We start from the raw sequence: 22,863 nt of genomic DNA, 5'->3' as shown, positions 1-22,863 counted from the left end.
CATACAGAAATGAAACAGGGCGCTCAATGCGCCCTGTTTTTTGTCATGCCGCCTGCGGATTGAGCAGCCAGTCGAGGATCTGGGGAAAGTGATCCTCCTGGGCCTGCGGGGCGGTCAGCATATTGATGTGGTCATAATCGAGGTGGTTGCCGTTGTCCCGCCCCAATCGGGTGTGACGAGTGGCCGAACCCATCTCGTCGCTGAAACGGCGCACATCGGTCGGGTGACCCAGCACCTTGTCCGCTTTGGCCGAGATCATCCAGAGCGGTGGCCAGTTGACCCGTGCCGCCGCCTCGTCATAGGCAAAACCGTCGTGAGGATCCTGCCAGGGGCCGCACTTGACCCAGGGGATGGTCTCCTGCAGATAGCGCAGCGGCTCGTCGTCAGCACCGATCTTCAGAGTGCGAGCAGCCAGAAAACCACGGCGGCGGGCCAGCCAGGGGGCCAGCCGATTCCAGATCAGATCCACCTTCAGCCAGCGCTCGGGATTGTGCACCGACACGCCGCGCTTGGTGCCAAAAAACAGCAGACTGGCCACCTGCTCCGCCAGCTCGGGGAAACGCACCAGGGTCGAGGCCATGATGACCCCCCCCCAGGAGTGGGCCACCCAGTGCACCTTGAAGCCATGATGGCGCTCGGCAATCCAGCGCTGCAGGGCGGGCAGATCCTCGGTGATCAGCTCATGCTGACCGTGCTCCGCCTGCTCGGCGATGGCCGGAGTGCTGAGCCCCCGCCCCCGCAAATCAGCCACATAGACCTGATAGCCGTGGCGGGCCAGAAAGCAGGCCAGCCCCTTGCCCGATTCGGTATAGAAGATCCGCCCGTTCTCGATGGCGCCATGCACCATCAGGATCGGCTCGCCATGCACGGCGACCCGGGGTTTGATGTGGCGCACATGCAATTGATGGCCACCACAGGGGATAAACAGAGACTGCTGCAACAATTCCATTTTTATGGGTTTCCTCCTTGAAACACTGTTAGCGCTTGTCCCAACGTTGCTCGCTGCAGGCCCGCGCCGCCAGCAGGCAGATCACCCCCTCCAGATCGTGATGATTGAGGGTGGCCGCCGCCTGCGCCCGCACCTGCGGCTTGGCGTGAATGGCGATGCCAAGGCCCGCGATCCCCATCATTTTGAGATCGTTGGCACCATCGCCGATGGCCACGGTCTGGGCGGCAGCAATGCCGTACTCCTGAGCAAGCTGCTGCAACACCTCGGCCTTGACGCTGGCATCAACAATGCGCCCGCTCACCTTGCCGGTCAGCTGGCCCCCATCCACCGCCAGTTCGTTGGCGAAGATGGCATCGAGCCCCAGCTCCCGCTGCAGCTGGCCGGCAAAGCGGGTAAAACCGCCGGAAGCGATTGCCACACGCCACCCCGCCTGTTTGAGGGTATCGACCATCAGCTGCAAGCCCGGCATCCAGGGCATCCATGCCGCCACCTCGTCGAGAATGGTGACCGGCGCCCCTGCCAGAAGGGCCACCCTATTGCGCAGGCTGTCGGAAAACTCCAGCTTGCCCTGCATCGCCGCGGCCGTCACTGCCGCCACCTGCTCGCCAACCCCGGCAAGTCGGGCAATCTCGTCGATGCACTCGATGCGGATCGCGGTGGAGTCCATATCCATCACCAGCAGGCCGGGCTCGTTCAGGGTCGGTAGCGCGGGCAGATGGCAGAGATCGATCTCCCACTCACCGCTCTTGAGCTCGGCCACCAACTCGGCAGAGAAGCGATCGCAGCCAAGCAGCAGCAACGGCACGCCCGCCACCTCGGTGGGAGGATAGAGGGTGGCCGCCAACCCCTGTGCAGCCAACAAAGGTGACAGACACGCCAGATGGGATGCGCCCAGCCCCTTGCCAAACAGCACCAACCAGCCGCCAGCCTGCGGAGTCTCTGTCGGTTGCAACGCATCTGCGTGGAGCTGCCAACAGGGTGAGCCGGACAACAACGCGGGCCAATCGGATAACAGAGGGGGGAGCCGGGACAACAACATAAGGGATACGCCTTCCTTGGTGATCAGGGGGTTAACAATGCTGGCCCAGAGTAGCGTATTGCTTTTTGTACAGGCAAGCGCCAAGATCCCGCCACTCCTTGTTACCATGAGGTCTCGCGCTTGCAGCGTCATCTTCCCATCAAACGTGTTCTCAGCCTGGGTGCCGGTATCCTGCTCGGATGCTGGGTGCTCGGTGTGCTTATTCATATGCAGGGTGAAAGCCAGGCCTCGCTGCACAGCGAAGCGCGCAACCGGGCACAGGCGCTGGTCGCCTATGCCTCCCGAGACATGAAACGTTGGATCAAGGAGGAGAAGAGCAGCGAACTGGAGCGGCTGGCGCGGGATCTGGCAGCCGAGCCGGAGATCCTCGATGCCACCCTCTACGATGGACGCGGCATTCCCCTCGCCCAGTCTGAGCAGGCGGTGCCGCTGGAGAGCCTGCTGCCCATCGGCAGCGATAACAAGTCACTGCCGGAGCAGGGCAAGGGGCGGATCCAGTTCGTGCAGGAGATCCGGGATCGCGAGCAGACCATCGGCTTCCTGCGCATCACCCTGGAAGAGCAGCAGATGCTGGCAGACAAGGACACCCGACTCAAGGTGGTGCAGGAGAAACAGCGGCTGATGTTGCTGGTTGCCCTGCTGGCCGGGGTGCTCATCTCCTACGGCGTGCGCCGCAACTACATGCGGGTGCGCAAGCACAAGAAAAAGAGTACGCCCCCCGCGCCACCTCCGGAAAACTGATGGCACGACCAGAGAGCGGATACAAAAACGGCGGCCAGAAGGCCGCCGTTTCTTATTCGCGAGGGAATTACTTGTCGCCCAGCAGGACGGAATCCAGTGCGATTTCGATCATGTCGTTGAAGGTCAGCTGACGCTCTTCAGAGGTGGTCTGCTCACCGGTACGGATATGGTCGGAAACGGTGCAGATGGTCAGCGCCTTGGCACCGTACTCTGCGGCCACGCCGTAGATACCGGCGGCTTCCATCTCGACACCCAGGATGCCGTATTTTTCCATGACGTCGAACATGGAGGGGTCCGGAGTGTAGAACAGGTCGGCGGAGAAGATGTTACCGACGCGCACGGCAACGCCCTTGTTCTTGGCGGCCTGCACGGCATTGGCAACCAGGTCGAAGTCGGCGATGGCAGCGAAATCGTGATCTTTGAAGCGCAGACGGTTTACTTTGGAATCGGTGCAGGCACCCATACCGATCACCACGTCACGCAGTTTCACGTCTTCACGCACGGCGCCACAGGAGCCCACGCGGATCAGGGTCTTCACACCGTAATCGGTGATCAGCTCTTTTGCGTAGATGGAGCAGGACGGGATACCCATGCCGTGACCCATGACGGAGATACGACGGCCCTTGTAGGTACCGGTAAAGCCGAACATGTTGCGCACGTCGCAGATCTGCTCGACGTTCTCCAGGAAAGTTTCAGCGATGTACTTGGCGCGCAGGGGGTCGCCCGGCATCAGCACGGTATCAGCAAAGGCGCCATCTTTCGCATTGATATGAGGAGTTGCCATTCTCTTGATTCCTTCACACTAGGTTGAGTTTTATTGTTTTATAAATTGCCCGCCGCCGAAGTGGCGGGCGGGTAAATTACAGGAAGCTGGTACCGTACGCCAGTTTCGGCAGGCCATGGTAAGCCGCGATGCTCTGGCCGATATCGGCAAAGGTCTCGCGACGACCGACGGAGCCGGCCTTGACCGGCTTGCCGAAGAACAGCACCGGAATGTATTCGCGGGTGTGGTCGGTCCCACCCCAGGTCGGGTCGCAGCCGTGGTCGGCAGTCAGCACCACCACGTCGCCATCTTGCAGCAGCTCAAACAGCTCTGGCAGGCGGGAATCGAAATACTCCAGCGCACCGGCATAACCGGCAACGTCACGGCGGTGGCCGTAGGAGGAGTCGAAGTCGACGAAGTTGGTGAAGACGATGGTGTTGTCACCGGCCGCTTTCACCTCTTCCAGCGTGCGATCCCACAACTCGGTCAGACCGGTCCCTTTCACCTGCTTGGTGATGCCCTGCTGGGCATAGATGTCGGCGATCTTGCCGATGGAGACCACCTGACCGCCCGCATCTTTCATGTAATCCAGCACGGTCGGCGCCGGCGGCAGCACTGAGTAGTCGTGACGGTTGCCGGTGCGCTTGAAGTTGCCCTTGCCAGTACCTACGAACGGACGCGCAATCACGCGGCCGATGTTGTAGGGCTCCAGCAACTCGCGCACGATGTGGCACAGCTCATAGAGCTTCTCGAGGCCGTAGGTCTCTTCGTGGCAGGCAATCTGGAACACGGAGTCGGCAGAGGTGTAGAGGATCGGCTTGCCGGTCTTCATGTGCTCTTCGCCCAGATCGTCCAGCACCTGGGTACCGGAAGCGTGGCAGTTACCGAGATAGCCCGGCAGACCAGCCTTCTCGACGATGGCGTCCAGCAGCTCCTGCGGGAAGCTGTTGTGGTGATCCTTGAAGTAGCCCCACTCGAACAGCACGGGCACGCCGGCGATCTCCCAGTGACCGGACGGGGTATCCTTGCCGGAGGAGAGCTCCTGAGCAAAGCCGTAGGCACCGACCACCTCGATATCTTTTTTCAGCCCTTCCGGGAAGTAGCCGGAGGCCTGCTCGCAAGCGTGGCCCAGACCCAGCTTGTTGAGGTTCGGCAGATTGAGGGCGCCACGGCCTTCAATTTCACCTGCCGCACACGCCTTGGCGATATGGCCAAGGGTGTTGGCGCCCACATCTCCGAACTTGTCGGCGTCGGCAGCAGCGCCAATACCGAAAGAGTCCATCATCAGAATAAAGGTACGTTTCATGGGTCTTCCCCTTGTTACAAATCGGCCAGGGTGATACGGCGGTACACTTCAGGCAGTGCCTCCGGCCGCTCGCCACCAATCCGGACAGCCGCCTGCACCATGCTGGCAGCCTGAGCATATTGCTCTTCAGTCTGAGCGTGGATCATCGCGATCGGCTTGTCAGCATCGACGCTTTGACCCAGGCGGATAAAGTCGGTCAGACCGACCGCATAATCAAGTTTGTCACCGGCAGCACGGCGACCACCGCCCATAGCGACCACGGCCAGACCCAGCTCGCGGGTATCCATGGCGGTCACGAAGCCGCTGTTGGCCGCAAAGACCGGGCGCACGATGGCGGCTTTGGGCAGGTAAGCGTCGTAACGCTCCATAAAATCGGCCGGGCCACCGAGACCTGTCACCATGCGACCGAAGATCTCGGCCGCCTTGCCGTTATCCAGCACCGCCTGCAGCTTGGTGCGGGCATCGCGCTCGTCGCTGGCAAGACCGGCGGAGATCAGCATCTCGGCACACAGCGCCATGGTCACTTCGTGGATCCGCGGGTTGCGGTATTCACCGGTCAGGTAGCGCACAGCTTCACGCACTTCCACCGCGTTACCGGCGCTGGAGGCTAGCACCTGGTTCATATCGGTCAAGAGCGCAGAGGTGCGGCAACCGGCACCGTTGGCCACGGCCACAATGCTCTTGGCCAGCTCTTCGGAGGCTTCGAAGGTCGGCATAAAGGCGCCGGAGCCCACTTTCACATCCATCACCAGCGCTTCCAGCCCGGAGGCGAGCTTCTTGGAGAGGATGGAGCCGGTGATCATGGCGATGGATTCGACGGTTGCAGTAATGTCACGTACTGCATAGATACGCTTGTCAGCGGGGGCAAGATCGCCGGTCTGACCGATGATGGCCACGCCCGCCTCTTTCACCACTTTCAGGAAACGATCGTTGTCGACCGAGGTCTGGTAGCCGGGAATGGCATCCAGTTTGTCGAGGGTGCCGCCGGTGTGGCCCAGACCACGGCCGGAGATCATCGGCACGAAACCGCCGCAGGCAGCGACCATCGGGCCAAGCATCAGGGAGACAACGTCACCCACCCCGCCGGTGGAGTGCTTGTCGACAATCGGGCCACCCAGATTGAGGTGATCCCAGGTCAATACCATGCCGGAGTCGCGCATGGCGCAGGTCAGGGCAACCCGCTCATCCATGGTCATGTCTTTGAAGTAGACCGCCATCGCCAGCGCGGCAATCTGCCCCTCACCGATGGTGTTGTTGGTAATGCCCTGAACGAAGAATTGAATTTCTTGGGTACTGAGCGCTTCACCGTTGCGCTTCTTGCGAATAATTTCTTGAGGCAAAAACATCTTTCATTCCCTCCGCCATTGCTGGCGTTACACAAGCCTGAATCTTTGCCCGCACACCGCATGGTGGGGGCTAACAGGGCGGACAGCTGTCCGCCCTCTCATCGACCTATTAGTAACCGCTGGTGTTGGCCGGCTTGTCGCCATGCCCCAAAGTGGCCAGCAGACTGGCCAGCAGGCTGGATGCACCAAAGCGGAAGGTACGGGCGGATACCCAGTCGTTGCCGAGGATCTCTTCGGCCATGGCCAGATACTGACCGGCAACGGCGGCGTCTTTCACGCCACCCGCTGGCTTGAAGCCGACTTTCGGATTCTTGGCCTTGATCACTTCCATCATGATGCGTGCCGCTTCTGGGGTCGCATTGACCGGCACCTTGCCGGTGGAGGTCTTGATGAAGTCGGCACCGGCATCGATACAGATTTCGGAAGCGCGACGGATCAGCGCCTCTTCTTTCAGCTCGCCGGTTTCGATGATCACTTTCAGCAGCACGTTGGCACCACAGGCCTCTTTACAGGCTTTGACCAGATCAAAACCGATCTGTTCATTACCAGCCATGAAGGCGCGATACGGGAACACCACGTCCACTTCGTCGGCACCGTAGGCGACAGCGGCACGGGTTTCGGCCACGGCGATCTCGATGTCGTCGTTGCCGTGCGGAAAGTTGGTCACGGTCGCAATGCGTACGTCGGCAGCGCCGATCTCACGCAGGGTCTTGCGAGCGATAGGGATAAAACGGGGGTAGATGCAGACGGCGGCGGTCAGGCCAGCCGGTGACTTGGCCTTATGGCACAGGTCGATCACCTTCTGATCGGTGTCGTCATCGTTCAGGGTGGTCAGGTCCATCAGGTTCAGGGCGCGCTGAGCGGCCACTTTCAGATCAGTCATTCTGTTCTCCAAAGTCTCGATTTAATCCAGATAACCGGGCACCACCATACCATCCAGCAATGGATGCACAGGCAGTAATCCCCAGCTATACGGGAATGGAATTACAGTGCGAAGGCACCGGCACTATCGGGATGCTATTCAAAACACCCTGCAGGCACTGCGACTGTAAATAAGGCAAGAGCCCTGTCACTTTCTTACAAAAGTGCGGACTTGGTTCCATGAAGACTTGAGAAAGGCCGACAACATCTGACCCGACTTCCCAATCAATTCCATTTGACCGCCAACACCCGATTTCATCGAGTATTAGTCATTGCCAGCACCCTGCTGGCAACGCCTATTTCAGCCGAGATACCCCCTGTTTGCAAGCCGGATTTGCCAATTTCAGAGGTACCTCACATCTGGCAAATCAAGGTCTAAAAAAGCCTTACGAAAAGAAACGGGTCAGGATCCAAGAGTAGGCCAATCCCCCCAGATAGACCCCGACGATCCCCATTACCCCGGATAAAACGGGAGGCGCCGGGATCGGCAATTTGAGGAAAGAAAACAACAAACCAACTATAAAGCCGGCCACCATCGCCAGTAGCACTTCATTCATATAACCTCCGATTTGACTCATTTTATTATTAGTTTAGATAGGAAAACGGTTGTCACCGCTCCATACGCGAACGCCACGGCAGATGCCGTGGCGTTCGTGTTTATACCCTGTCAGTCAGGCGGCGATTACATGCCGGACAGTGCCAGGAAGAAGCCTGCGATAGTGGCAGACATCAGGTTGGACAGAGAGCCAGCCAATACGGCTTTCAGGCCAAAGCGTGCAATGGTGCCGCGGCGGTTCGGCGCCATGGACCCCAGACCACCCAGCAGAATGGCAACAGAGGAGAGGTTGGCAAAACCACACAGCGCGAAGGAGATGATCGCCTTGGTGTGATCGGACATGGCCACACCGTTGATCAGCACTTCGTCTTTCAGGTACGGAGCGAAGTTCAGGTAAGCCACGAACTCGTTCACTACCAGCTTCTGACCGATGAAGGAACCGGCAACCACTGCTTCATTCCAGGGCACACCGATCAGGAAGGCCAGCGGGGAGAAGATCCAGCCCAGCAGCAGTTCCAGAGAGAGTTGCGGATAACCGAACCAGCCACCCACACCGGAGAAGATGCCGTTGATCATGGCAATCAGACCGATGAAGGCCAGCAGCATGGCGCCGACGTTCAGGGCCAGTTGCATACCGGCAGAGGCGCCAGCAGCAGCAGCGTCAATGACGTTGGCAGGCTTGTCATCCAGCTCGGCATCGGCAGAGCTTTCGTCGTAGTTCGGGGTCTCGGTCTCGGGAACCAGCAGCTTGGCGAACAGCAGACCACCCGGTGCAGCCATGAAGGAGGCAGCAATCAGGTACTCCATCTTCACGCCCATAGAGGCGTAACCGGCCAGTACGGAACCGGCAACGGAAGCCAGACCACCACACATGACGGCGAACAGCTCGGAGTCAGTCATCTTGGCGATGTAGGGACGAACCACCAGCGGCGCTTCGGTCTGACCGACGAAGATGTTGGCAGTTGCAGAGAGGGATTCGGTGCGGGAAGTACCCAATACTTTCTGCAGACCGCCGCCCAGCAACTTGATGACCATCTGCATGATGCCCAGGTAATAGAGCACTGCAATCAGGGAAGAGAAGAAGATGATGACCGGCAGAACACGGAAGGCAAAGACAAAGCCGCCGCCACCGAACACTTCAAACATCTTGTTGCTGACCAGACCGCCAAACAGGAAGTCGATCCCGTTCTGGCCGTAGCTGATCACGCTGGATACCGCGTCGGACACGCCGACCAGGATATCGCGACCAACCGGAACATAGAGAACAAATGCCCCCAGACCGGCTTGAATTGCGAACGCACCGACAACGGTACGGACGTTGATTGCCTTGCGATTGCTGGAGAACAGCACCGCGATAAGGACGAGCGTCGCCATCCCTACCAGACCCATGAACAAATTCATTATTATCTTCCTCTAGTAGCACCTGGCTTGTTAGCGAGTTGTTATTAAACCCAACTAATCAAGGGGAGCGCATTATACTAATTAAAGTCCGATAAAATATAATGCTGGTCACATTTTATCGTTATCAAAATGTCCAAGTGTCACAAAATTAGACAGCAAACGATTTTTACGCTCATTTTTTTTCCTGACAACTAAATCAGGTGTTGCAAATTTGTTTCATGGCTATTGGTCATGATGGAAAATATGCCGGGCAGTTTCAAATAACACCTTGGTAACATCCGCTGATGATTCCTCCCGCAAGGTCATCAATATTTCCGCTATTTTCGGCAGCGCTTCCGGGGTATTCCGGGTGCCTTGCTCACCTTGTAAGGGCATATCGGGCGAATCGGTTTCCAGCACCAGGGCCTCGAGCGGCATGGCCCGAAATACCTCTCGCGTCTTGTTCGCCCGTTCAAAACTGATTACCCCGCCCACCCCGAGTCGAAAGCCCAGTTGCCAGAAGGCCTCCGCCTGCTGCAACGAACCGCTGAAAGCATGGATCACCCCGCCACGTGGCGGCTTGAAGCGGCGCAACAGCTTGGCCACAGTGTCATTGGCGCGCACCGAGTGGATCATCAGGGGAAGCCCGACATCGGCAGCCAGCCGGATCTGAGCCTCAAACAGCGCAAGCTGCCCCTCCTGCGGCACGTGAGAACGGAGGTCCAGCCCGCACTCGCCTATGGCCACCAGCCCGGCAGGCTGGCTCATTACCAGCGTTCGCAGCCGCTCCATCACCCCCTCCCGTTGCTCACCGGCATACCAGGGATGAACGCCCAGACCATAAAAGAGGCCGTCATGTTGCTCTGCCAGTGCCATCACACGAGTCCAGTTATCCTCTGCGATGGCAGGAATGATATACTCCGTCACCCCTAATACCCGACAACGGGCCAGCAGCGCCTCCCTGTCCTGGTCAAACACCGGAAAGTCGAGATGGCAATGGGTATCTATCAGCTGCATATCACTCACACCTGTTTGCGGTATTTAATGGGTCATTGAACATGATGAACAACAGAAACAACGGCTTTACCCTGATTGAACTGGTGTTGGTGATCATAGTGCTGGGGATCCTGGCCGTCACCGCCCTGCCCCGCTTTATCAATATCAAGGATGATGCCCTGAAAAGCACGGTCTCGGCGACCGCAGGCAGCTTTGCCAGTGCAGTTCAGCTGGCTCATGCTGGGTGGGCGGTGAAAGTGCAGGGGCAAGCGATCGCGCTCTACAACCTAAGCAGCTTTGGTAAAGGCGATGTGGATATCAATCGATATGGTTGGCCGGCAGGCTCTGAAGAAGATCAGGGGCGTAAGGGAAGCGATGAGCCATATAAACCAGGCTCTATGCACATCTCGGTCAATAATGCTGAGGATTGCGAGTTGCTATTTACTAACCTGCTAGATAGCAGTCAGAGCGTTGCTTCCACAGAGCGGCCTGACGCTGTTCAAAAGCAGGCAGATTACCTCACCACCATGATTGGCCCGAGCCATCCGGATGAAGATGAAGGTAACGAGGCACACAATAACTGCAGCTATATTCTTCGCGATTCTATCGGCCGCTTCCCTGATCACCCCAACGGCCTCGGCTTCGAGTACAACAGCGTTACTGGTGCCGTGACCCGCAATTTTGATTGAGCTCAGCCTCTTCTGCGCAAGCTCGCTCTTTGCTTGAATCATCATCATAACGAACCGGCGTGCAGCAGCGCCGGTTCTCCTGAGTGAGCCCCCACTCCTCGCACCACGCGTCATAACGGGCCAGCCAACGCAGCAATACCCCCTTCATCGTCACACCTCCGCCAACAGGTTCAGGTTAAAAACCATCCTAATCAGAGTCGGCAAGGGGAGCAAGTGATCCCCATAACCGCGATCGGGCGGAATAAAAAAGAGCCGGTCAGCATGGCTGACCGGCTCTTTTAACATTACCTGAAGAGGTTACCTAATGAGCGACAGCTCATCAGCCTCACAGACTCTTCAGCTTCTCTTCCGGCAGGGCCAGCTCGTCGTTATGGTTGACGCCGATACCGCGCTCCAGCACATGACGGGCGATGGCGTGCGCCTCTTCCAGCGAGTGCATGCTGTAGGTGCCGCACTGATACTCGTTCAGCTCGGGGATCTTGGCCTGATCCTGCACGGTCAGCACGTCGCTCATGGCCGCCTGCCAGGCTGCGCCAACACGGGCTTCGTCCGGCGCGCCGATCAGGCTCATGTAGAAACCGGTACGACAACCCATGGGGGAGATATCGATGATCTCCACGCCATTGCCGTTCAGGTGATCACGCATAAAACCGGCGAACAGGTGCTCCAGCGTATGGATACCGCGCTCGGAGAGGATCTCCTGATTCGGTACGCAGAAACGCAGGTCGAACACGGTAATGGTGTCCTTGTTCGGGGTCTGCATGGTCTTGGCCACACGCACCGCTGGCGCTTCCATACGGGTGTGGTCAACGGTAAAACTGTCCAATAACGGCATTTCTGACTCCTGATTTGGTTACCAGAACCAGCCCCCACGGGAGAGCTGATCCTTGCATTGACGGTACTGGGCGCCGTAGCGCTGGGCGCGAGCTTCCACTTTGCGAGAGGTCTTCATCAACCACCCCTTGCTGCGATAGCTGCCACGCCGGTAGCCACCCCACCCTTCGTGATAGTTGAGGTACTGGCCATAGGCATCCCACTTGGAGGTGCCATTGAGCCGTTGGGCCTTGTGAGTGTACCAGCCCATGAAGTCGATGGCGTCGGCAAAGTCATCGCGACTGCTCCAGCCGTTGCCGGTTTCACGCTGGTAATCCGCCCAGGTTTCATCTTTCACCTGAGCATAACCATACGCAGAGCTGGCTCGACCAGTCGGGATGAAGAGAAAAAACTGCATCGGAGGTTGGGCATCATGCACGAAGGAGGACTCCTGATACATCATGGCCATCACCACATGGATCGGGGTACCCCACTTCTCATTCATCTTGAGCGCGGCCTTGTGCCAGTCAGGCTTCTCGCGAAAGATCTGGCACAGATTCTCCGGCTGGGCCGGTGGACGGGTACTGCAAGCAGTCAGGCCCGCCAACAGGCTGGCGACCACCACGAAGCGCATCCACCCCATCAAATGAGGCCACACTTCACGCCTCTGGTCAGGTAAAGAGATAGCCAAGGTCAGATCGCGTCTTCGTTCTCTTCGCCGGTACGGATACGAATAACACGCTCCACCTCACAGACGAAGATCTTGCCATCACCAATCTTGCCAGTACGAGCGGTGTTCTGGATCGCTTCCAGACAGGCATCGAGATCCTCGTCCTGCACCACCAGCTCCACCTTCACTTTCGGCAGGAAGTCGACCATATATTCGGCGCCGCGATAGAGCTCGGTATGGCCCTTCTGGCGGCCGAAGCCTTTGACTTCGGATACGGTCATGCCGTTGATGCCGATCTCGGCCAGGGCCTCGCGCACATCGTCCAGCTTGAACGGTTTGATGATGGCTTCAATCTTCTTCATGGTGACTCCTTACCAGTTCTGTTTGCCGAACCCGGATGTAATGGGGTAACGGCGATCCTTACCAAAGTTGCGAGCCGTAATGCGGGGCCCGACCGCCGCCTGACGGCGCTTGTATTCGTTGAGATCCACCAGCCGGATCACCTTGCGCACCACCGCTTCCTCGAAGCCTTCGGCCACCATGTCGGCCACGGACGCATCCTCTTCCACATAACGCTTGAGGATGGCATCGAGGATGTCGTATGGCGGCAGACTGTCCTGATCCACCTGATCCGGTGCCAGCTCTGCTGAAGGGGGGCGGTCGATAACCCGCTGCGGGATCACATAATCGACCGAGTTGCGATATTCGCACAATTTGAATACCAGCGTCTTGGGCACATCTTTCAGCACGTCGAAACCGCCCGCCATGTCACCGTACAGGGTGGCATAACCGACCGCCATTTCGCTCTTGTTGCCGGTAGTCAGCACGATACGACGACGTTTGTTGGAGAGCGCCATCAGCAGCACGCCGCGGCAGCGGGCCTGCAGGTTCTCTTCGGTAGTATCACGGGCAGTGCCTTCAAACAGCGGCGCTAGCTGGGCCATAAACCCTTCGAACATCGGCTCGATGGAGATGATGTTGAACTCAACCCCCATCCGCTCTGCCTGCTCCTTGGCATCCTCCACGCTCATCTGGGCGGTATAGCGGAACGGCATCATCACCGCCTGCACCTTGTCGGCCCCGATGGCATCGGCCGCGATGGCCAACGTCAGCGCCGAGTCGATCCCACCGGAAAGGCCCAGCACCGCGCCGTGGAAGCCGTTCTTGGTAACATAGTCGCGTACTGCCAGCACCAGCGCCTGATAGGTCTCGGCCAACGGCTCCAGCGGTGCAGCGGGTTCCCGCTCCTTCACCGGCTGGCCATCAGCAAAACGTACCAGCGCCAGCTCTTCGGCAAACGGGGCCAGCTTGTGAGTCAACTCGCCCTGGCTACTGAACACCTTGGAGCAGCCGTCGAAAATCAGCTCATCCTGCCCGCATACCTGATTGAGGTAAACCAGCGGCAGGCCGGTCTGATCGCAGCGTTCAGTCATCAGTTCGCGGCGGATCCAGGGTTTCTCCTGATCGTAGGGAGACGCATTGATGGTGAGTAGCAGATCGGCCCCTGCCGCCTTGGCGGCCAGCGCCGGACCCGGCTGCCAGAGGTCTTCGCAGATGAGTAGACCCAGATTGTGACCACGGAAGGGAACCACGCAAGTTTCAGTCGCGGCGGTGAAGTAGCGCTTCTCGTCGAATACCCCGTAGTTGGGCAGGTCCTGCTTGAAGTAACGGGCAATCAGCTTGCCGTGCTCATAGAGGGAGGCTGCGTTATAGAGCGCCTCCCCTTCACGCCAAGGGTGACCCACCAAAATGGCACAGTTGCCCTGCCATTCGGCAACACGAGCCAACGCGGCTTCGACCCGCATCATCAGATCGGCGCGCAGCAACAGATCTTCCGGTGGATAGCCGGTCAGGGCAAGCTCGGAACAGACCAGCAGATCAGCGCCTTGCTGTTCGGCCTGAGCCGCCGCAGCGAGCACTTTGTCAGTGTTATCTTCGATAGCGCCTACCGTCAGATTCAACTGGGCAAGCATCAGAGAGAGGGCTTTTGCCATGGCGATGCATCTTGAATTCGAAAATGATGGGGAATGATAAAGAAAAGGCGCTGGCTGTGCCAGCGCCCAAGGCTTAACGGGTGCAAGTCAGACTGGTTGCATTGGTCACCCCGTTGTCCACCAGCAGCGAGCAAGGGCCACTCAGCACTTGGTTGTTGGACTGAGGGGTCATCTGTACGCTGAAAGAAGATGGCTGCAACATAAAGGTGGTGCTGCCCTGGTTGGTGTATGAGAGATTGATAACCAACGTTGAATTCTCAGGCGCTTCACACAGATATGCTGCCGGTTGATTATTCGCCTGTGGGTAATCAATACGGCAAGTCGCACCAGAGTTTGGTGTGCTGATGCTCAAATTGCTGAAAGAATTTTTGCCACATGCCTCGGGGGGAGGATTATTGTTCCCCTTGCCACGTTCCAAACATTGAATTCGCCCACTCACCTTGATGGTTGGCACGGTCTGCTGCGCCGCATCGACCTTGACCAGCATATCTGCCGTCAATGCCAGTGACTGGTCTCTGGCGGAGATCAAGGATGCGGTGATCCCCGAATTCCCCTGATATGCAGTGACTCGCACGGTCACGTCGCGCAGAACCTGATTGCTATCTTTGGTCGACTTCTTCGCCGTCATATAGCCTCGGCTATAACTACCGAAGTAGTAGTTATTGAGATCAACCACGGTTTTGACCGCTTCATTGGTCACAGCAACATAATCCGTGGCATTACCTGTGAGTTGAGTCAACGGTCCCATTGACCACTCCGCCAGCATGGTCAGGTTGATATCCTGAAAGGGTACTTTGGTTAGGTAATCGACTGAACTGGTATCAATATTGGCTAAATAGACGGGGTCAAGCACATCCACATAGATGCCTCGAGCAATAAGCTGCGCCGTCCCGGTACTCACTGTGATCCCGGTCGTAGTATTCCCTCCAGCTTCTGCATTGGTAGCCAGCCAGGTTGAAAAATCGGTGATGGTCGGCAAGGTGGCAGAGGCCCCTTTCACCCACCTCAGCGTCGATTTTTGCCAATCAATATAGGTCTTGACCACATATTTGATGTATTTCTGATAACTGGCCTGATTTGCTGGCTTGGCCAAAAAATCAGCGGTAGTTACGACTACTTTGACCAGATTCCAGTCCGGCAATGGACGGTAATAACCATCCAACCGGACAAAGCGGCACGCATCCACATATTTACCATTGGTCACCGCATTCAGAGAGCTGTTGTAACGAACTCTTGATGTATTCAATGGTGCATAGAAATTACTAAAACTCGACCCGCTGCCATCGAAATGGTCCTTACAGCAGCTAGAGCATAGGGCCGGCTGGCCATTGATACTGTTATCCAGAGACCCCGTGGGTTTACTCTGCATCGCACCTGCTTTCCAATAGAGTTGGTTGCTCGCCGAGTTGTAGATCTGGCCAGGCAGATAAGAGCTCAGGTTGTCATCGAAGCTACAGGAACAAGAGACGGATGCCATATCTTGCAAGACTTGCTGGGTACTGCCACCGGCTTCAGGTTTGTATGTAACGGTTTCAAATTGCACCAATTTTCCAACCTGACCATCTTTGGAGGTGACGGTAGGTAAGGGCTTGCTGGTCTCCTGCTTGTTGCCATCTCCCAATTCGACAGAGATAACATCTGGCGCCACGCCAGGGGTGTAATTAACTTTTGGCCCCTGTCGGGTTGTATCCAATCCACCATCAAGCTGCGCCGAGCTTAGAGACTCTATTGGTGAAACATTGCCTGCCAGTTGTAATGTTTGGGCCTGTCCTTCGCTATCGGTCCAGCCAACGCTGACGATAATTGCCTTGCGTCCCGGATAGCTGAGACGATAACCAACTGGCGCTGTATTTTGCCAGTTGGAGCCATTCAAATACTGGTTGGTCACCGTCCAGGTCAGGGAGTAAGGATCCCCCGACATGGTCACTGCAGCACTTGCCGATGAGATTTGGTTGTAAGCCGTCAGTGGTGCTGTTGCGGTAACCACACTATTAAAATTGCGAAACTCATCAAGCTTGGACTCTGCCAGACGCATAGCAGTCTCATAACGGCGACCATCTTGCGACATGATCAACCCTGACTTAGACATTGCAACCAGTCCAACTATCCCCACCCCCAGCACAACCAGAGTAATGAGGATCTCAAGCAGGCCAAATCCTTTTTGCCTATTCATCGCCATCTCCCTCTACCAATCCCGCCAGCTACCAGGCACCTGATTAACGACCTGAAAAGAGGCGCCATTCGATATATTGCTCAAAACACCGGCATCGTACTTGGCATCATAGGTACCATTGGCATTACCCAGTTGATAGTTGGCAACCATAGCGCCGTTTACGATGGCGCCACCCGTCAACTTCACATCCGTTGCTGCAGAAGCTGGATTTGATGAGTAAGCGAACACGAGGCCATACAGAACGGTATTACCGTTCACTGCCAGATTGCCATTACGCACGATCAGAATGACTGGTGCGGTCACAGAGCCAACATTCGCAGAAGGCTTGCAATCACCATCCACTATGACAAGACCCGTTGACGTCGGGCCAAGGCTGCTGCAATCGGTCAACTTTTGGGTCGCTCTAGCCTCCAGATTTGACCAACCTGTCGCATCATCCTTTTCATTAAATAGATACCAGACCAAATCGGTCGGGAAAGCCGTATCGTTGTCCTTGATATCTGACTGTTTATCCCCTTTCTGGCTGATATTGGCAGAGCACCCCCCGTTATAATCCCCCTGATGACAGGTTTGCCCCGTACCAGTTATGAGGTCGACATTACCATTGGTCCAGACCGACAGAGGAACGCCAAGACCGCCACCATTTGGGTTGGCCACAATGGTAAAATTACCCCCCACTGCCATACCACCAGCAACAGTCAAGGGAGCCGCAGGAGTGCCGGCCAACACACTGAACCGAACGACTTTGGTTTCTACTACCGCTTGGGCCTGATCATTGCTTAACGTCGCCTGGGAACGCACTATGACGGGGGTCACCGCCACAGATCCCACCGTAATAGCGGCATCGTCAACAGATGACAATGTGTAGCTCCCAGTCGTTAAAGTGGTTGTTGCCCCGCTGGTACGCCAAGTGGGATCAAGAGCCAGCCGCCCAAGTCCATCAGCCAGGCCCACCTCAGCCATCGCCATCGCTTGTCGATAGAGCACCTCATTGAGCGTTACCCGCCGATCTGCAACCAGCATCTTGCCAACCAGCAGCGAGATACCGAGCAGGATCAACACCAGCAATAGAGTGATGGTAAAGGTTGTAAAACCGGACTGTCGCTTCATCTCAGTACCCGTCGTTACGCAATTTGATATCACGCTGCAGAGTCAAGGTCAGCGCAGGCGACGCTTTGAAACGACCGCTCACCATCAGTTGCAGCGCTCGTGCCCCGCTGCCCTGACTGCTCGGCAACAGTTTCAGCGTCATCCCGGTGATCTCAATGGTGTCATCGGTCGAAATAAAAGTGCCATTACCGCATGTTGTGGAACCAGTTCCCTGTTTGATTCCTTTATCAGCGCTCAGATAGCTGTATACCAAGGTGTCATCTGTGCCCAACACACCGTTCCCATCGTTGTCATAACGTACTCTGACACAGGTATACAAACCGGAACCGGTAGCTGTTTCATTCATCAAGTCTGTAACGGTATCAAAGTAGAAACTGGATCGGCTGCCAGAGGGGGCTGCAAGAAACTGGGTTGCGTTGGCGTCATAACCGGCCCGTTGAATGTCCCGAGCGATCATGTCGGTCAGAGCCTGTACTTCCTGATTCAAACGGCTGGTCTGCATGGCGGTATAGTTAGCCTTGAGGATGGTGGCAAACAATGATGTCACTGCGGCAACCAGCAGCAAACCAGCCACCATAGCCACCATCAGCTCGACCAGACTAAAGCCCCGCATCTTCAATTGCATGCAACCTCCCCGATCACACTGCTGACTGCACAGGTTCTCACTCGACCCAGATTGCTGGTGATCACTTTCATGCTTGCATTAGACGAGGTGACCGTAATATTGCCGCTTGGCAAAGTACCGCGACGGGGTGAGAAGGTGATGGGCCGAGTGTTGCTGGCACTCTCGGCATATGAGCCCGTCAGGATAATCCCGGGGAATTCACTAGCGTCAGCTCCTTTGCGCCCTTCCAAGCTGGAGCAAGTATCGCTGCAGCTTGCACAGCTGCTGTCACCATCAATACTGATGCGATAGCACCAGTTACTGGTACCGCTGTTGAAGATAATAAACTGCAAGGTGCGATTACGTTTGATCGCCTCTGACTTGAGCAGCATGATATCCGTGTATACGGCCTGAGTAGCCGCCTTGACCATCTGCTCCTGGCGCAATGACTGATAACTGGGGATCGCCACGGTCAGCAGCAACGCGACCAACGCGACAGCGATCATCAATTCAATCACGGTAAAACCGGCTGAGCGGCCTTCTGCGCATTCCATTGGCTAAAGACTCCTTTCTTTTCGCACATGCCAGTAGAGTATGAGGTCAGTGCTATCCTATAGTATCTACCTGTTTAACGAACCCTGCCGCGCCCATGAGAATCAAACAATCTGGAATCACCCTGCTGGAATTGATGGTGGTCGTTGCCATTGTTGCCATTATTGCTGCTGTCGCCTACCCGAGCTTTACCGACGGTCTGCGTAAATCTCGTCGAGCCGATGCCATCAAGGGCTTGTTGACCATGCAGCTCAAACAGGAAGAATTTCGCATCTCCAATGCCAGTTACAGCAGTGCGATAGCCAGTGTGGGCAACCCAACCAGCGACCACTACACCTTTAGCATTTCTGGCGCCACCGCCACCGCCTACACACTGGTAGCCACCAGCAAGGGGGCCCAGGTCGGCGACAAGGCCGGCAATACGGCCTGTGATACCCTGACTATCAACAAGGCCGACACCAAGACTCCTGCCGCCTGCTGGTAACTGACTACCAGCACTCGGCAGCCGTCATAGTGGCCATCGACACTCCCTGCAGCCCCCCCTGATCCAGAGTTAGCAGGCCGCAGGGGTCGCCATTCATCACACCGGTCGGAATAGCCGTCAGGGTATAACGGGCCCCGCTGACATTGAGCGCCATATTGTAATAAGCAGCACCACCATCCCTCGGCAGGGTCGCCAAACCGGCAGAAGCCAGGTTACCGGCGTCGTAATTGCCATTGGCAGTAAACTCCCGCTCCAGATATTGCGCCGCTTCCAGCAACACAGCCTTGGCTTCGGCCCGCTTGGCTGCCGCCATGTAGTTGTTGTAACTGGGGTACGCGATCGCGGCCAGAATGGCGACCACTGCGACCACTATCATCAACTCAATCAGGGTAAAACCACGTTCCATGCCAACCTCTACTCCAGTTGCAACCAGGACTGGCGGCCACCCAGATCGCCTGCCCCCTCTTCCAGCGTGACCGAGATATTTCCGCTGGAGCCGCTGATATATTTGCGCTCCATCTCGGCATCTTCCACTACGCTTGGCGTCGTGGTGAGCTCATCAAATTGCTTGCCGCTGACCGGCACCTTGATGTCATTGCCGGCTTCATCCTCGATCGCGACGTAATCATCATCGTTGACGGCCCCGTCGCCGTTAACGTCAAACACCGAGTAGGTGAGTCTGGCCCCCGAGATGGGATCCAGCTCCATCAGCCAGGAGCGGCCACCAAAGTCACAGGCATCCGCCGACGGGATCAAGGTATTGAAGATCAGTCGCTTATGCCGATAGAGCATCTCGGAGACGGCACGCTCACCGACCCCCTTGCTCAAGCCTGGCGATTTCAATAGCAGATACCAACCCTTTTGGCTGGTGTAATTGACATTCCGGTTGGAGACCACCCTCACATTGAACTTGATAGTGGTGCCGTTGGCCACAAACTCATGGGTGATGCTCTGCTGCAACAGCTGGCTACTGAGCACGGTAGCCCCCGTATCCCAGATACCGTACACCGCTTCCAGCCTCGGCGTAGCGGGAACCAGTTTGTCATCATTGGTAAAATAACTGCCAGTCCCCATCATCACCATAACCCCCCCTTTAGGGTGCCGAATAGCTAAAGGACGCATGGTGATCGGCTGACGCGTACCGGCACTGCAGCTGCCATTACAGGCCTGGAACAGCGGCTTGGGCTTGTTGCCCGTTTTCAAAGCACTTCCCCACTGGGCACTGTTTTTGTCAGTCAGATCGAATTTCCACAGATTGCCGTGCAGATCACCGGCATAGACATAGTCGACAACCCTGTCCCCGTCTTGATCTACCGGCAAGGGGGAAGATAGACCATTGGGCTCGCTGGAAGACCCTACCTCGGTATCAATCTCTTTGATGATGGCGCCAGTCGCCAGATCCAGTACAAACAGCCTCGCAGTCTGACTGGTGCTGTTGTAACCATTCGCAACCAGAGCAACCCATTTGTTGTCGGCTTTGACCCGCACCAGAGTGGGTGCCGCCAGTGCAACCCCCATTTCGCTATCGGTGAACTCCCACAGCATCTTGTCGGCGGTGAAGTTATCCGGGGCCGTCACATCGATGGCAAATACCGCCTTGCCACCGGCACCGGTGGATCCCAGCAAGATGCTCTTCCAGCGACTGCCCAGATAGGCATCGCCTACCCTGGGCGTCCCATCCACATAGTAGCGATGGCTGTAATTCGGTCTGGTCAACTGATTCAGCTCGCCCAGCAGGCTGGACGGGATATAGGCCAGTCGCTCGACACCGTCGGCGACTCGAAATCCGTGCAGCATACCGTCATTGGCACCGACATAGAGCATGGGTGGGCGCCGGGTAATCGCCGTCGAGCTTAGAAAAGCTTGGTAACCCTCCCGCTCGGTCTGGGTCAGACCGGCTGCACTGCTGTAACCGTAATCACGCTTGCCCACGTAGACGGGATCAGAATTGATGATGTCGCCGAGCAGATCACTACGATTACGAAACGCACCACCATTGCGCTGCTCACCACTGCGATCACCGCGCAGATAGGCGACACGGCTTTCTCCCTGGTTGTCACCAGCGACATTGAATAGAGCCCGGTTGGTCACATTCAGCGTATCCCAACGAAAGGGGATGCCGACACCATCTTGCCGGGTGAAGATATTGCGTGCCGAAGGCTCGGGGATCAAGGTAGCGGCATCCCAAGCGATCTCCCCAAGGGTGCCATCGCTGTTCAGCGGGATCGAGACCAGTTGCCCCGACCAGTCGCCGCTGTTGTAGCGGGCTTGGTAGATGTGGGTATTGCTGTCCAGCCGGGTTGCGTTGGCGGTTACCGAGCTGGCGGAGCTGTTGCGCGCTGCGATCTGGGCAAGGGTACTGCTCAGAGCTGCGGCAAAGATGTCGGGGTCACCCGCGCTGAAAAAACTGCCCTTGCTGTTGAGTGCCGCGTGCCACAGGTCATCAATCTTGTACTCCGGAATGTAGGTCGCATTCTTGTACTCCTTGTCATCCGGATCATGGGGATTGGGCCAACGGCTCGGGATACCGTTGGCAGGATTAAGGGAACCGTTGACGCCGAGTCCGACGGTAAAGTTGACCAGATGCTGCCAATTGGCCGGATCCGCCGTGCTGGTCGGCACCTTGTTGGCGAGATCGGGGCGCAGATCGGTCTTCCAGTACTGGTAGGCCACATCGGCCAGCGTATTCTCGATGCTATCTTTGTCCTGATCGCCGACCCAGGGAGAATTTCCGTTCCAGTAGCCATCAGTCATCAGGATGTTGTAGCTCTGCCGGCAGGTGAGGTGGGGCAAGGTGCTGCCGGCACTGGCCGCCCAGGGGCCGTTTTTGTCGGTGCGGGAGAAGTACTCCCCCACGTCCTTCAGACTGGTGCGCAGCGGCGTGCCGGCGGCCGGAATATCGCGGCTGTAAAGGTCGCTGAAAAAGGCGCTGCGATCGGTTCCGGAGAAAGGCGCCACCCCGCGGATCACACTGCCGCTAGCGTTGATGGTGGCAAACCCCACCCGCAGGGCCTGCCCTTGGCTGGCAAAGGCACGGCCGACCCCGGCACGAGCCGCTAGGATCCGGGAGCGGTAGTAGGTATACCAGTTGGCAAAGTTCTGGATCTCCTCGTCATAGGTACAAACGGGGGCGCTCTTACAATCACTGCGATTGGGCCGCCCGCCATAGGTGCTGCCGGACTTTATCTCGACCCGGGTATAACTGCTCACTTTCTTCACGTCACCACTGCCCTTGTAGGCAAAGTAGACGGCTGGCCAGAAGGTCTCGTCATCGTTGTAATCGGTGGAAGAGAATCCGGTGTAGTAACGCAGGGACTTGGAGCGGTTGTTCTTGGTTAGGTCACGACAGCCGGCGGCGGTATTGAAGGGGTTGTGCGGTGCACAGCTGATGCTGGCATTCGCCATCGGGGTACCATCCGCCTTGGCCCAGGGCCGATAGCTCTGCTGCGGGTTGTAGTAGAGTTTGTTGTTGTTGCTTGAGCGGGTATAGGCATTGCGGTCGTTATTGCTGGTGAAGGTCACGGTCCGGTTGTCATAATCCTCGCTGCCATAGACATTGTCGGCTCTGGGGTAGACGTAGCGAGCGCTGTTCTCGATCAACCCCTCCGGCATCAACTCGAAATGCATCGAGCCTGAATCATCCAGGGTAAACATGATATTGGGATCGGCCCGGGTGCCGAGATAGAGGGGAACCTGGGCAATATCGAGCGCCGCCTGTGCCGAAGCACAGCAGAGCATCACCGAAAGGCCAAAACCAAGTTTGCCCATACACCGCCT

23 protein-coding genes are annotated in these 22,863 nt (G+C 57.1%); 3 read left to right on the top strand and 20 right to left on the bottom strand.

Going from position 1 to position 22,863, the window contains the following annotated elements; translation table 11 throughout:
• Positions 1–43: 43 nt before the first annotated feature.
• On the bottom strand, positions 44–949 hold the full coding sequence (locus AB5Y97_RS00970; RefSeq protein ID WP_368157092.1) for an alpha/beta fold hydrolase: 906 nt from the start codon (positions 947–949) through the stop codon (positions 44–46).
• A gap of 28 nt (positions 950–977) precedes the next feature.
• A complete protein-coding gene (gene serB, locus AB5Y97_RS00965) occupies positions 978–1,988 on the bottom strand; it encodes a phosphoserine phosphatase SerB (RefSeq protein WP_368157090.1) in 1,011 nt (336 codons plus the stop codon).
• A gap of 120 nt (positions 1,989–2,108) precedes the next feature.
• On the opposite strand from serB, the gene AB5Y97_RS00960 reads away from it, so the two are divergent.
• On the top strand, positions 2,109–2,729 hold the full coding sequence (locus tag AB5Y97_RS00960; protein ID WP_201947069.1) for a YtjB family periplasmic protein: 621 nt from the start codon (positions 2,109–2,111) through the stop codon (positions 2,727–2,729).
• 67 nt (positions 2,730–2,796) lie between these two features.
• On the opposite strand, the gene deoD is transcribed toward AB5Y97_RS00960, so the two are convergent.
• The 7 genes from deoD to AB5Y97_RS00925 form a co-directional block, all read right to left on the bottom strand.
• Positions 2,797–3,513: a purine-nucleoside phosphorylase gene (gene deoD / locus AB5Y97_RS00955; protein WP_005340471.1), complete on the bottom strand. Its 717-nt coding sequence runs from the start codon at positions 3,511–3,513 to the stop codon at positions 2,797–2,799.
• Between the two features lie 76 nt (positions 3,514–3,589).
• Positions 3,590–4,798 (bottom strand): phosphopentomutase, encoded by a 1,209-nt coding sequence (locus AB5Y97_RS00950; RefSeq protein ID WP_021230981.1) that lies wholly within the window; start codon positions 4,796–4,798, stop codon positions 3,590–3,592.
• A 14-nt stretch (positions 4,799–4,812) separates the two neighbouring features.
• Complete coding sequence (gene deoA / locus AB5Y97_RS00945; protein WP_005358033.1) at positions 4,813–6,144, bottom strand: thymidine phosphorylase; 1,332 nt, start codon at positions 6,142–6,144, stop codon at positions 4,813–4,815.
• 109 nt (positions 6,145–6,253) lie between these two features.
• Positions 6,254–7,027, bottom strand: coding sequence for a deoxyribose-phosphate aldolase (gene deoC, locus AB5Y97_RS00940; protein WP_005340468.1), 774 nt, complete (start codon positions 7,025–7,027; stop codon positions 6,254–6,256).
• Between the two features lie 424 nt (positions 7,028–7,451).
• The gene (locus AB5Y97_RS00935; RefSeq protein WP_005340467.1) at positions 7,452–7,622 is read right to left on the bottom strand and encodes a XapX domain-containing protein; all 171 of its coding nucleotides are present in this window, start codon (positions 7,620–7,622) and stop codon (positions 7,452–7,454) included.
• Positions 7,623–7,747: 125 nt separating this feature from the next.
• Positions 7,748–9,022, bottom strand: coding sequence for a NupC/NupG family nucleoside CNT transporter (locus AB5Y97_RS00930; protein ID WP_005340466.1), 1,275 nt, complete (start codon positions 9,020–9,022; stop codon positions 7,748–7,750).
• Positions 9,023–9,244: 222 nt separating this feature from the next.
• Positions 9,245–10,018, bottom strand: a complete 774-nt coding sequence (locus tag AB5Y97_RS00925; RefSeq protein ID WP_201947067.1) for a TatD family hydrolase — start codon at positions 10,016–10,018, stop codon at positions 9,245–9,247.
• 41 nt (positions 10,019–10,059) lie between these two features.
• Here AB5Y97_RS00925 and AB5Y97_RS00920 point away from each other — a divergent pair, with 41 nt between their 5' ends.
• Positions 10,060–10,686 (top strand): type II secretion system protein, encoded by a 627-nt coding sequence (locus AB5Y97_RS00920; protein ID WP_201947066.1) that lies wholly within the window; start codon positions 10,060–10,062, stop codon positions 10,684–10,686.
• Here the strand turns inward: AB5Y97_RS00920 and AB5Y97_RS00915 are convergent.
• The 9 genes from AB5Y97_RS00915 to AB5Y97_RS00875 form a co-directional block, all read right to left on the bottom strand.
• A complete protein-coding gene (locus tag AB5Y97_RS00915) occupies positions 10,655–10,834 on the bottom strand; it encodes a DUF5363 family protein (protein ID WP_100646782.1) in 180 nt (59 codons plus the stop codon). The two genes, AB5Y97_RS00920 and AB5Y97_RS00915, sit on opposite strands and share 32 nt — an antisense overlap.
• A 177-nt stretch (positions 10,835–11,011) precedes the next feature.
• Positions 11,012–11,521, bottom strand: coding sequence for an S-ribosylhomocysteine lyase (gene luxS, locus AB5Y97_RS00910; RefSeq protein ID WP_005340462.1), 510 nt, complete (start codon positions 11,519–11,521; stop codon positions 11,012–11,014).
• Positions 11,522–11,539: 18 nt separating this feature from the next.
• Positions 11,540–12,133: a hypothetical protein gene (locus AB5Y97_RS00905; RefSeq protein WP_368157100.1), complete on the bottom strand. Its 594-nt coding sequence runs from the start codon at positions 12,131–12,133 to the stop codon at positions 11,540–11,542.
• Between the two features lie 59 nt (positions 12,134–12,192).
• A complete protein-coding gene (glnB, locus tag AB5Y97_RS00900; RefSeq protein WP_005308848.1) occupies positions 12,193–12,531 on the bottom strand; it encodes a nitrogen regulatory protein P-II in 339 nt (112 codons plus the stop codon).
• 9 nt (positions 12,532–12,540) lie between these two features.
• Positions 12,541–14,163 carry an NAD+ synthase gene (locus AB5Y97_RS00895; protein ID WP_368157086.1) on the bottom strand — a complete coding sequence of 541 codons (1,623 nt, stop codon included), beginning with the start codon at positions 14,161–14,163 and terminating at the stop codon, positions 12,541–12,543.
• Positions 14,164–14,236: 73 nt separating this feature from the next.
• Positions 14,237–16,336 carry a prepilin-type N-terminal cleavage/methylation domain-containing protein gene (locus AB5Y97_RS00890; protein ID WP_100646784.1) on the bottom strand — a complete coding sequence of 700 codons (2,100 nt, stop codon included), beginning with the start codon at positions 16,334–16,336 and terminating at the stop codon, positions 14,237–14,239.
• 12 nt (positions 16,337–16,348) lie between these two features.
• Positions 16,349–17,446, bottom strand: a complete 1,098-nt coding sequence (locus AB5Y97_RS00885) for a PilX N-terminal domain-containing pilus assembly protein (RefSeq protein ID WP_100654563.1) — start codon at positions 17,444–17,446, stop codon at positions 16,349–16,351.
• A gap of 1 nt (position 17,447) precedes the next feature.
• Complete coding sequence (locus tag AB5Y97_RS00880; protein WP_123173786.1) at positions 17,448–18,071, bottom strand: PilW family protein; 624 nt, start codon at positions 18,069–18,071, stop codon at positions 17,448–17,450.
• Complete coding sequence (locus tag AB5Y97_RS00875; RefSeq protein WP_100646787.1) at positions 18,062–18,604, bottom strand: GspH/FimT family pseudopilin; 543 nt, start codon at positions 18,602–18,604, stop codon at positions 18,062–18,064. The genes AB5Y97_RS00880 and AB5Y97_RS00875 overlap by 10 nt, the downstream gene beginning before the upstream one ends.
• A gap of 95 nt (positions 18,605–18,699) precedes the next feature.
• Between AB5Y97_RS00875 and AB5Y97_RS00870 the strand changes: the two genes are divergently transcribed.
• Positions 18,700–19,086 carry a type IV pilin protein gene (locus AB5Y97_RS00870; RefSeq protein ID WP_100646788.1) on the top strand — a complete coding sequence of 129 codons (387 nt, stop codon included), beginning with the start codon at positions 18,700–18,702 and terminating at the stop codon, positions 19,084–19,086.
• 4 nt (positions 19,087–19,090) lie between these two features.
• Here the strand turns inward: AB5Y97_RS00870 and tppA are convergent, their stop codons facing one another.
• On the bottom strand, positions 19,091–19,492 hold the full coding sequence (gene tppA, locus AB5Y97_RS00865; protein ID WP_100646789.1) for a type IVa pilus pseudopilin TppA: 402 nt from the start codon (positions 19,490–19,492) through the stop codon (positions 19,091–19,093).
• Positions 19,493–19,500: 8 nt separating this feature from the next.
• Positions 19,501–22,854 (bottom strand): pilus assembly protein, encoded by a 3,354-nt coding sequence (locus AB5Y97_RS00860; RefSeq protein ID WP_274160559.1) that lies wholly within the window; start codon positions 22,852–22,854, stop codon positions 19,501–19,503.
• Between the last annotated feature and the right edge of the window lie 9 nt (positions 22,855–22,863).

Origin of the sequence: Aeromonas sp. R10-2, from assembly GCF_040908445.1 — a bacterium.
Lineage (GTDB): Bacteria > Pseudomonadota > Gammaproteobacteria > Enterobacterales > Aeromonadaceae > Aeromonas > Aeromonas veronii.
The sequence above is the reverse complement of the archived record's forward strand: the minus strand, read 5'-3'. Positions and strand labels throughout refer to the sequence as shown.

Bases quoted from the DNA above. Each gene is read 5' to 3' on its own strand.
- AB5Y97_RS00920 (WP_201947066.1), top strand. From the start codon at position 10,060: ATGATGAACAACAGAAACAACGGCTTTACCCTGATTGAACTGGTGTTG.
- AB5Y97_RS00870 (WP_100646788.1), top strand. From the start codon at position 18,700: ATGAGAATCAAACAATCTGGAATCACCCTGCTGGAATTGATGGTGGTC.
- AB5Y97_RS00895 (WP_368157086.1), bottom strand. From the start codon at position 14,163: ATGGCAAAAGCCCTCTCTCTGATGCTTGCCCAGTTGAATCTGACGGTA.
- deoA (WP_005358033.1), bottom strand. From the start codon at position 6,144: ATGTTTTTGCCTCAAGAAATTATTCGCAAGAAGCGCAACGGTGAAGCG.
- AB5Y97_RS00905 (WP_368157100.1), bottom strand. From the start codon at position 12,133: ATGCGCTTCGTGGTGGTCGCCAGCCTGTTGGCGGGCCTGACTGCTTGC.
- glnB (WP_005308848.1), bottom strand. From the start codon at position 12,531: ATGAAGAAGATTGAAGCCATCATCAAACCGTTCAAGCTGGACGATGTG.
- AB5Y97_RS00925 (WP_201947067.1), bottom strand. From the start codon at position 10,018: ATGCAGCTGATAGATACCCATTGCCATCTCGACTTTCCGGTGTTTGAC.
- AB5Y97_RS00970 (WP_368157092.1), bottom strand. From the start codon at position 949: ATGGAATTGTTGCAGCAGTCTCTGTTTATCCCCTGTGGTGGCCATCAA.
- deoD (WP_005340471.1), bottom strand. From the start codon at position 3,513: ATGGCAACTCCTCATATCAATGCGAAAGATGGCGCCTTTGCTGATACC.
- AB5Y97_RS00935 (WP_005340467.1), bottom strand. From the start codon at position 7,622: ATGAATGAAGTGCTACTGGCGATGGTGGCCGGCTTTATAGTTGGTTTG.
- AB5Y97_RS00890 (WP_100646784.1), bottom strand. From the start codon at position 16,336: ATGAATAGGCAAAAAGGATTTGGCCTGCTTGAGATCCTCATTACTCTG.
- serB (WP_368157090.1), bottom strand. From the start codon at position 1,988: ATGTTGTTGTCCCGGCTCCCCCCTCTGTTATCCGATTGGCCCGCGTTG.
- AB5Y97_RS00950 (WP_021230981.1), bottom strand. From the start codon at position 4,798: ATGAAACGTACCTTTATTCTGATGATGGACTCTTTCGGTATTGGCGCT.
- luxS (WP_005340462.1), bottom strand. From the start codon at position 11,521: ATGCCGTTATTGGACAGTTTTACCGTTGACCACACCCGTATGGAAGCG.
- AB5Y97_RS00930 (WP_005340466.1), bottom strand. From the start codon at position 9,022: ATGAATTTGTTCATGGGTCTGGTAGGGATGGCGACGCTCGTCCTTATC.
- tppA (WP_100646789.1), bottom strand. From the start codon at position 19,492: ATGGAACGTGGTTTTACCCTGATTGAGTTGATGATAGTGGTCGCAGTG.
- AB5Y97_RS00875 (WP_100646787.1), bottom strand. From the start codon at position 18,604: ATGGAATGCGCAGAAGGCCGCTCAGCCGGTTTTACCGTGATTGAATTG.
- AB5Y97_RS00885 (WP_100654563.1), bottom strand. From the start codon at position 17,446: ATGAAGCGACAGTCCGGTTTTACAACCTTTACCATCACTCTATTGCTG.
- AB5Y97_RS00880 (WP_123173786.1), bottom strand. From the start codon at position 18,071: ATGCAATTGAAGATGCGGGGCTTTAGTCTGGTCGAGCTGATGGTGGCT.
- deoC (WP_005340468.1), bottom strand. From the start codon at position 7,027: ATGACTGATCTGAAAGTGGCCGCTCAGCGCGCCCTGAACCTGATGGAC.
- AB5Y97_RS00860 (WP_274160559.1), bottom strand. From the start codon at position 22,854: ATGGGCAAACTTGGTTTTGGCCTTTCGGTGATGCTCTGCTGTGCTTCG.
- AB5Y97_RS00915 (WP_100646782.1), bottom strand. From the start codon at position 10,834: ATGAAGGGGGTATTGCTGCGTTGGCTGGCCCGTTATGACGCGTGGTGC.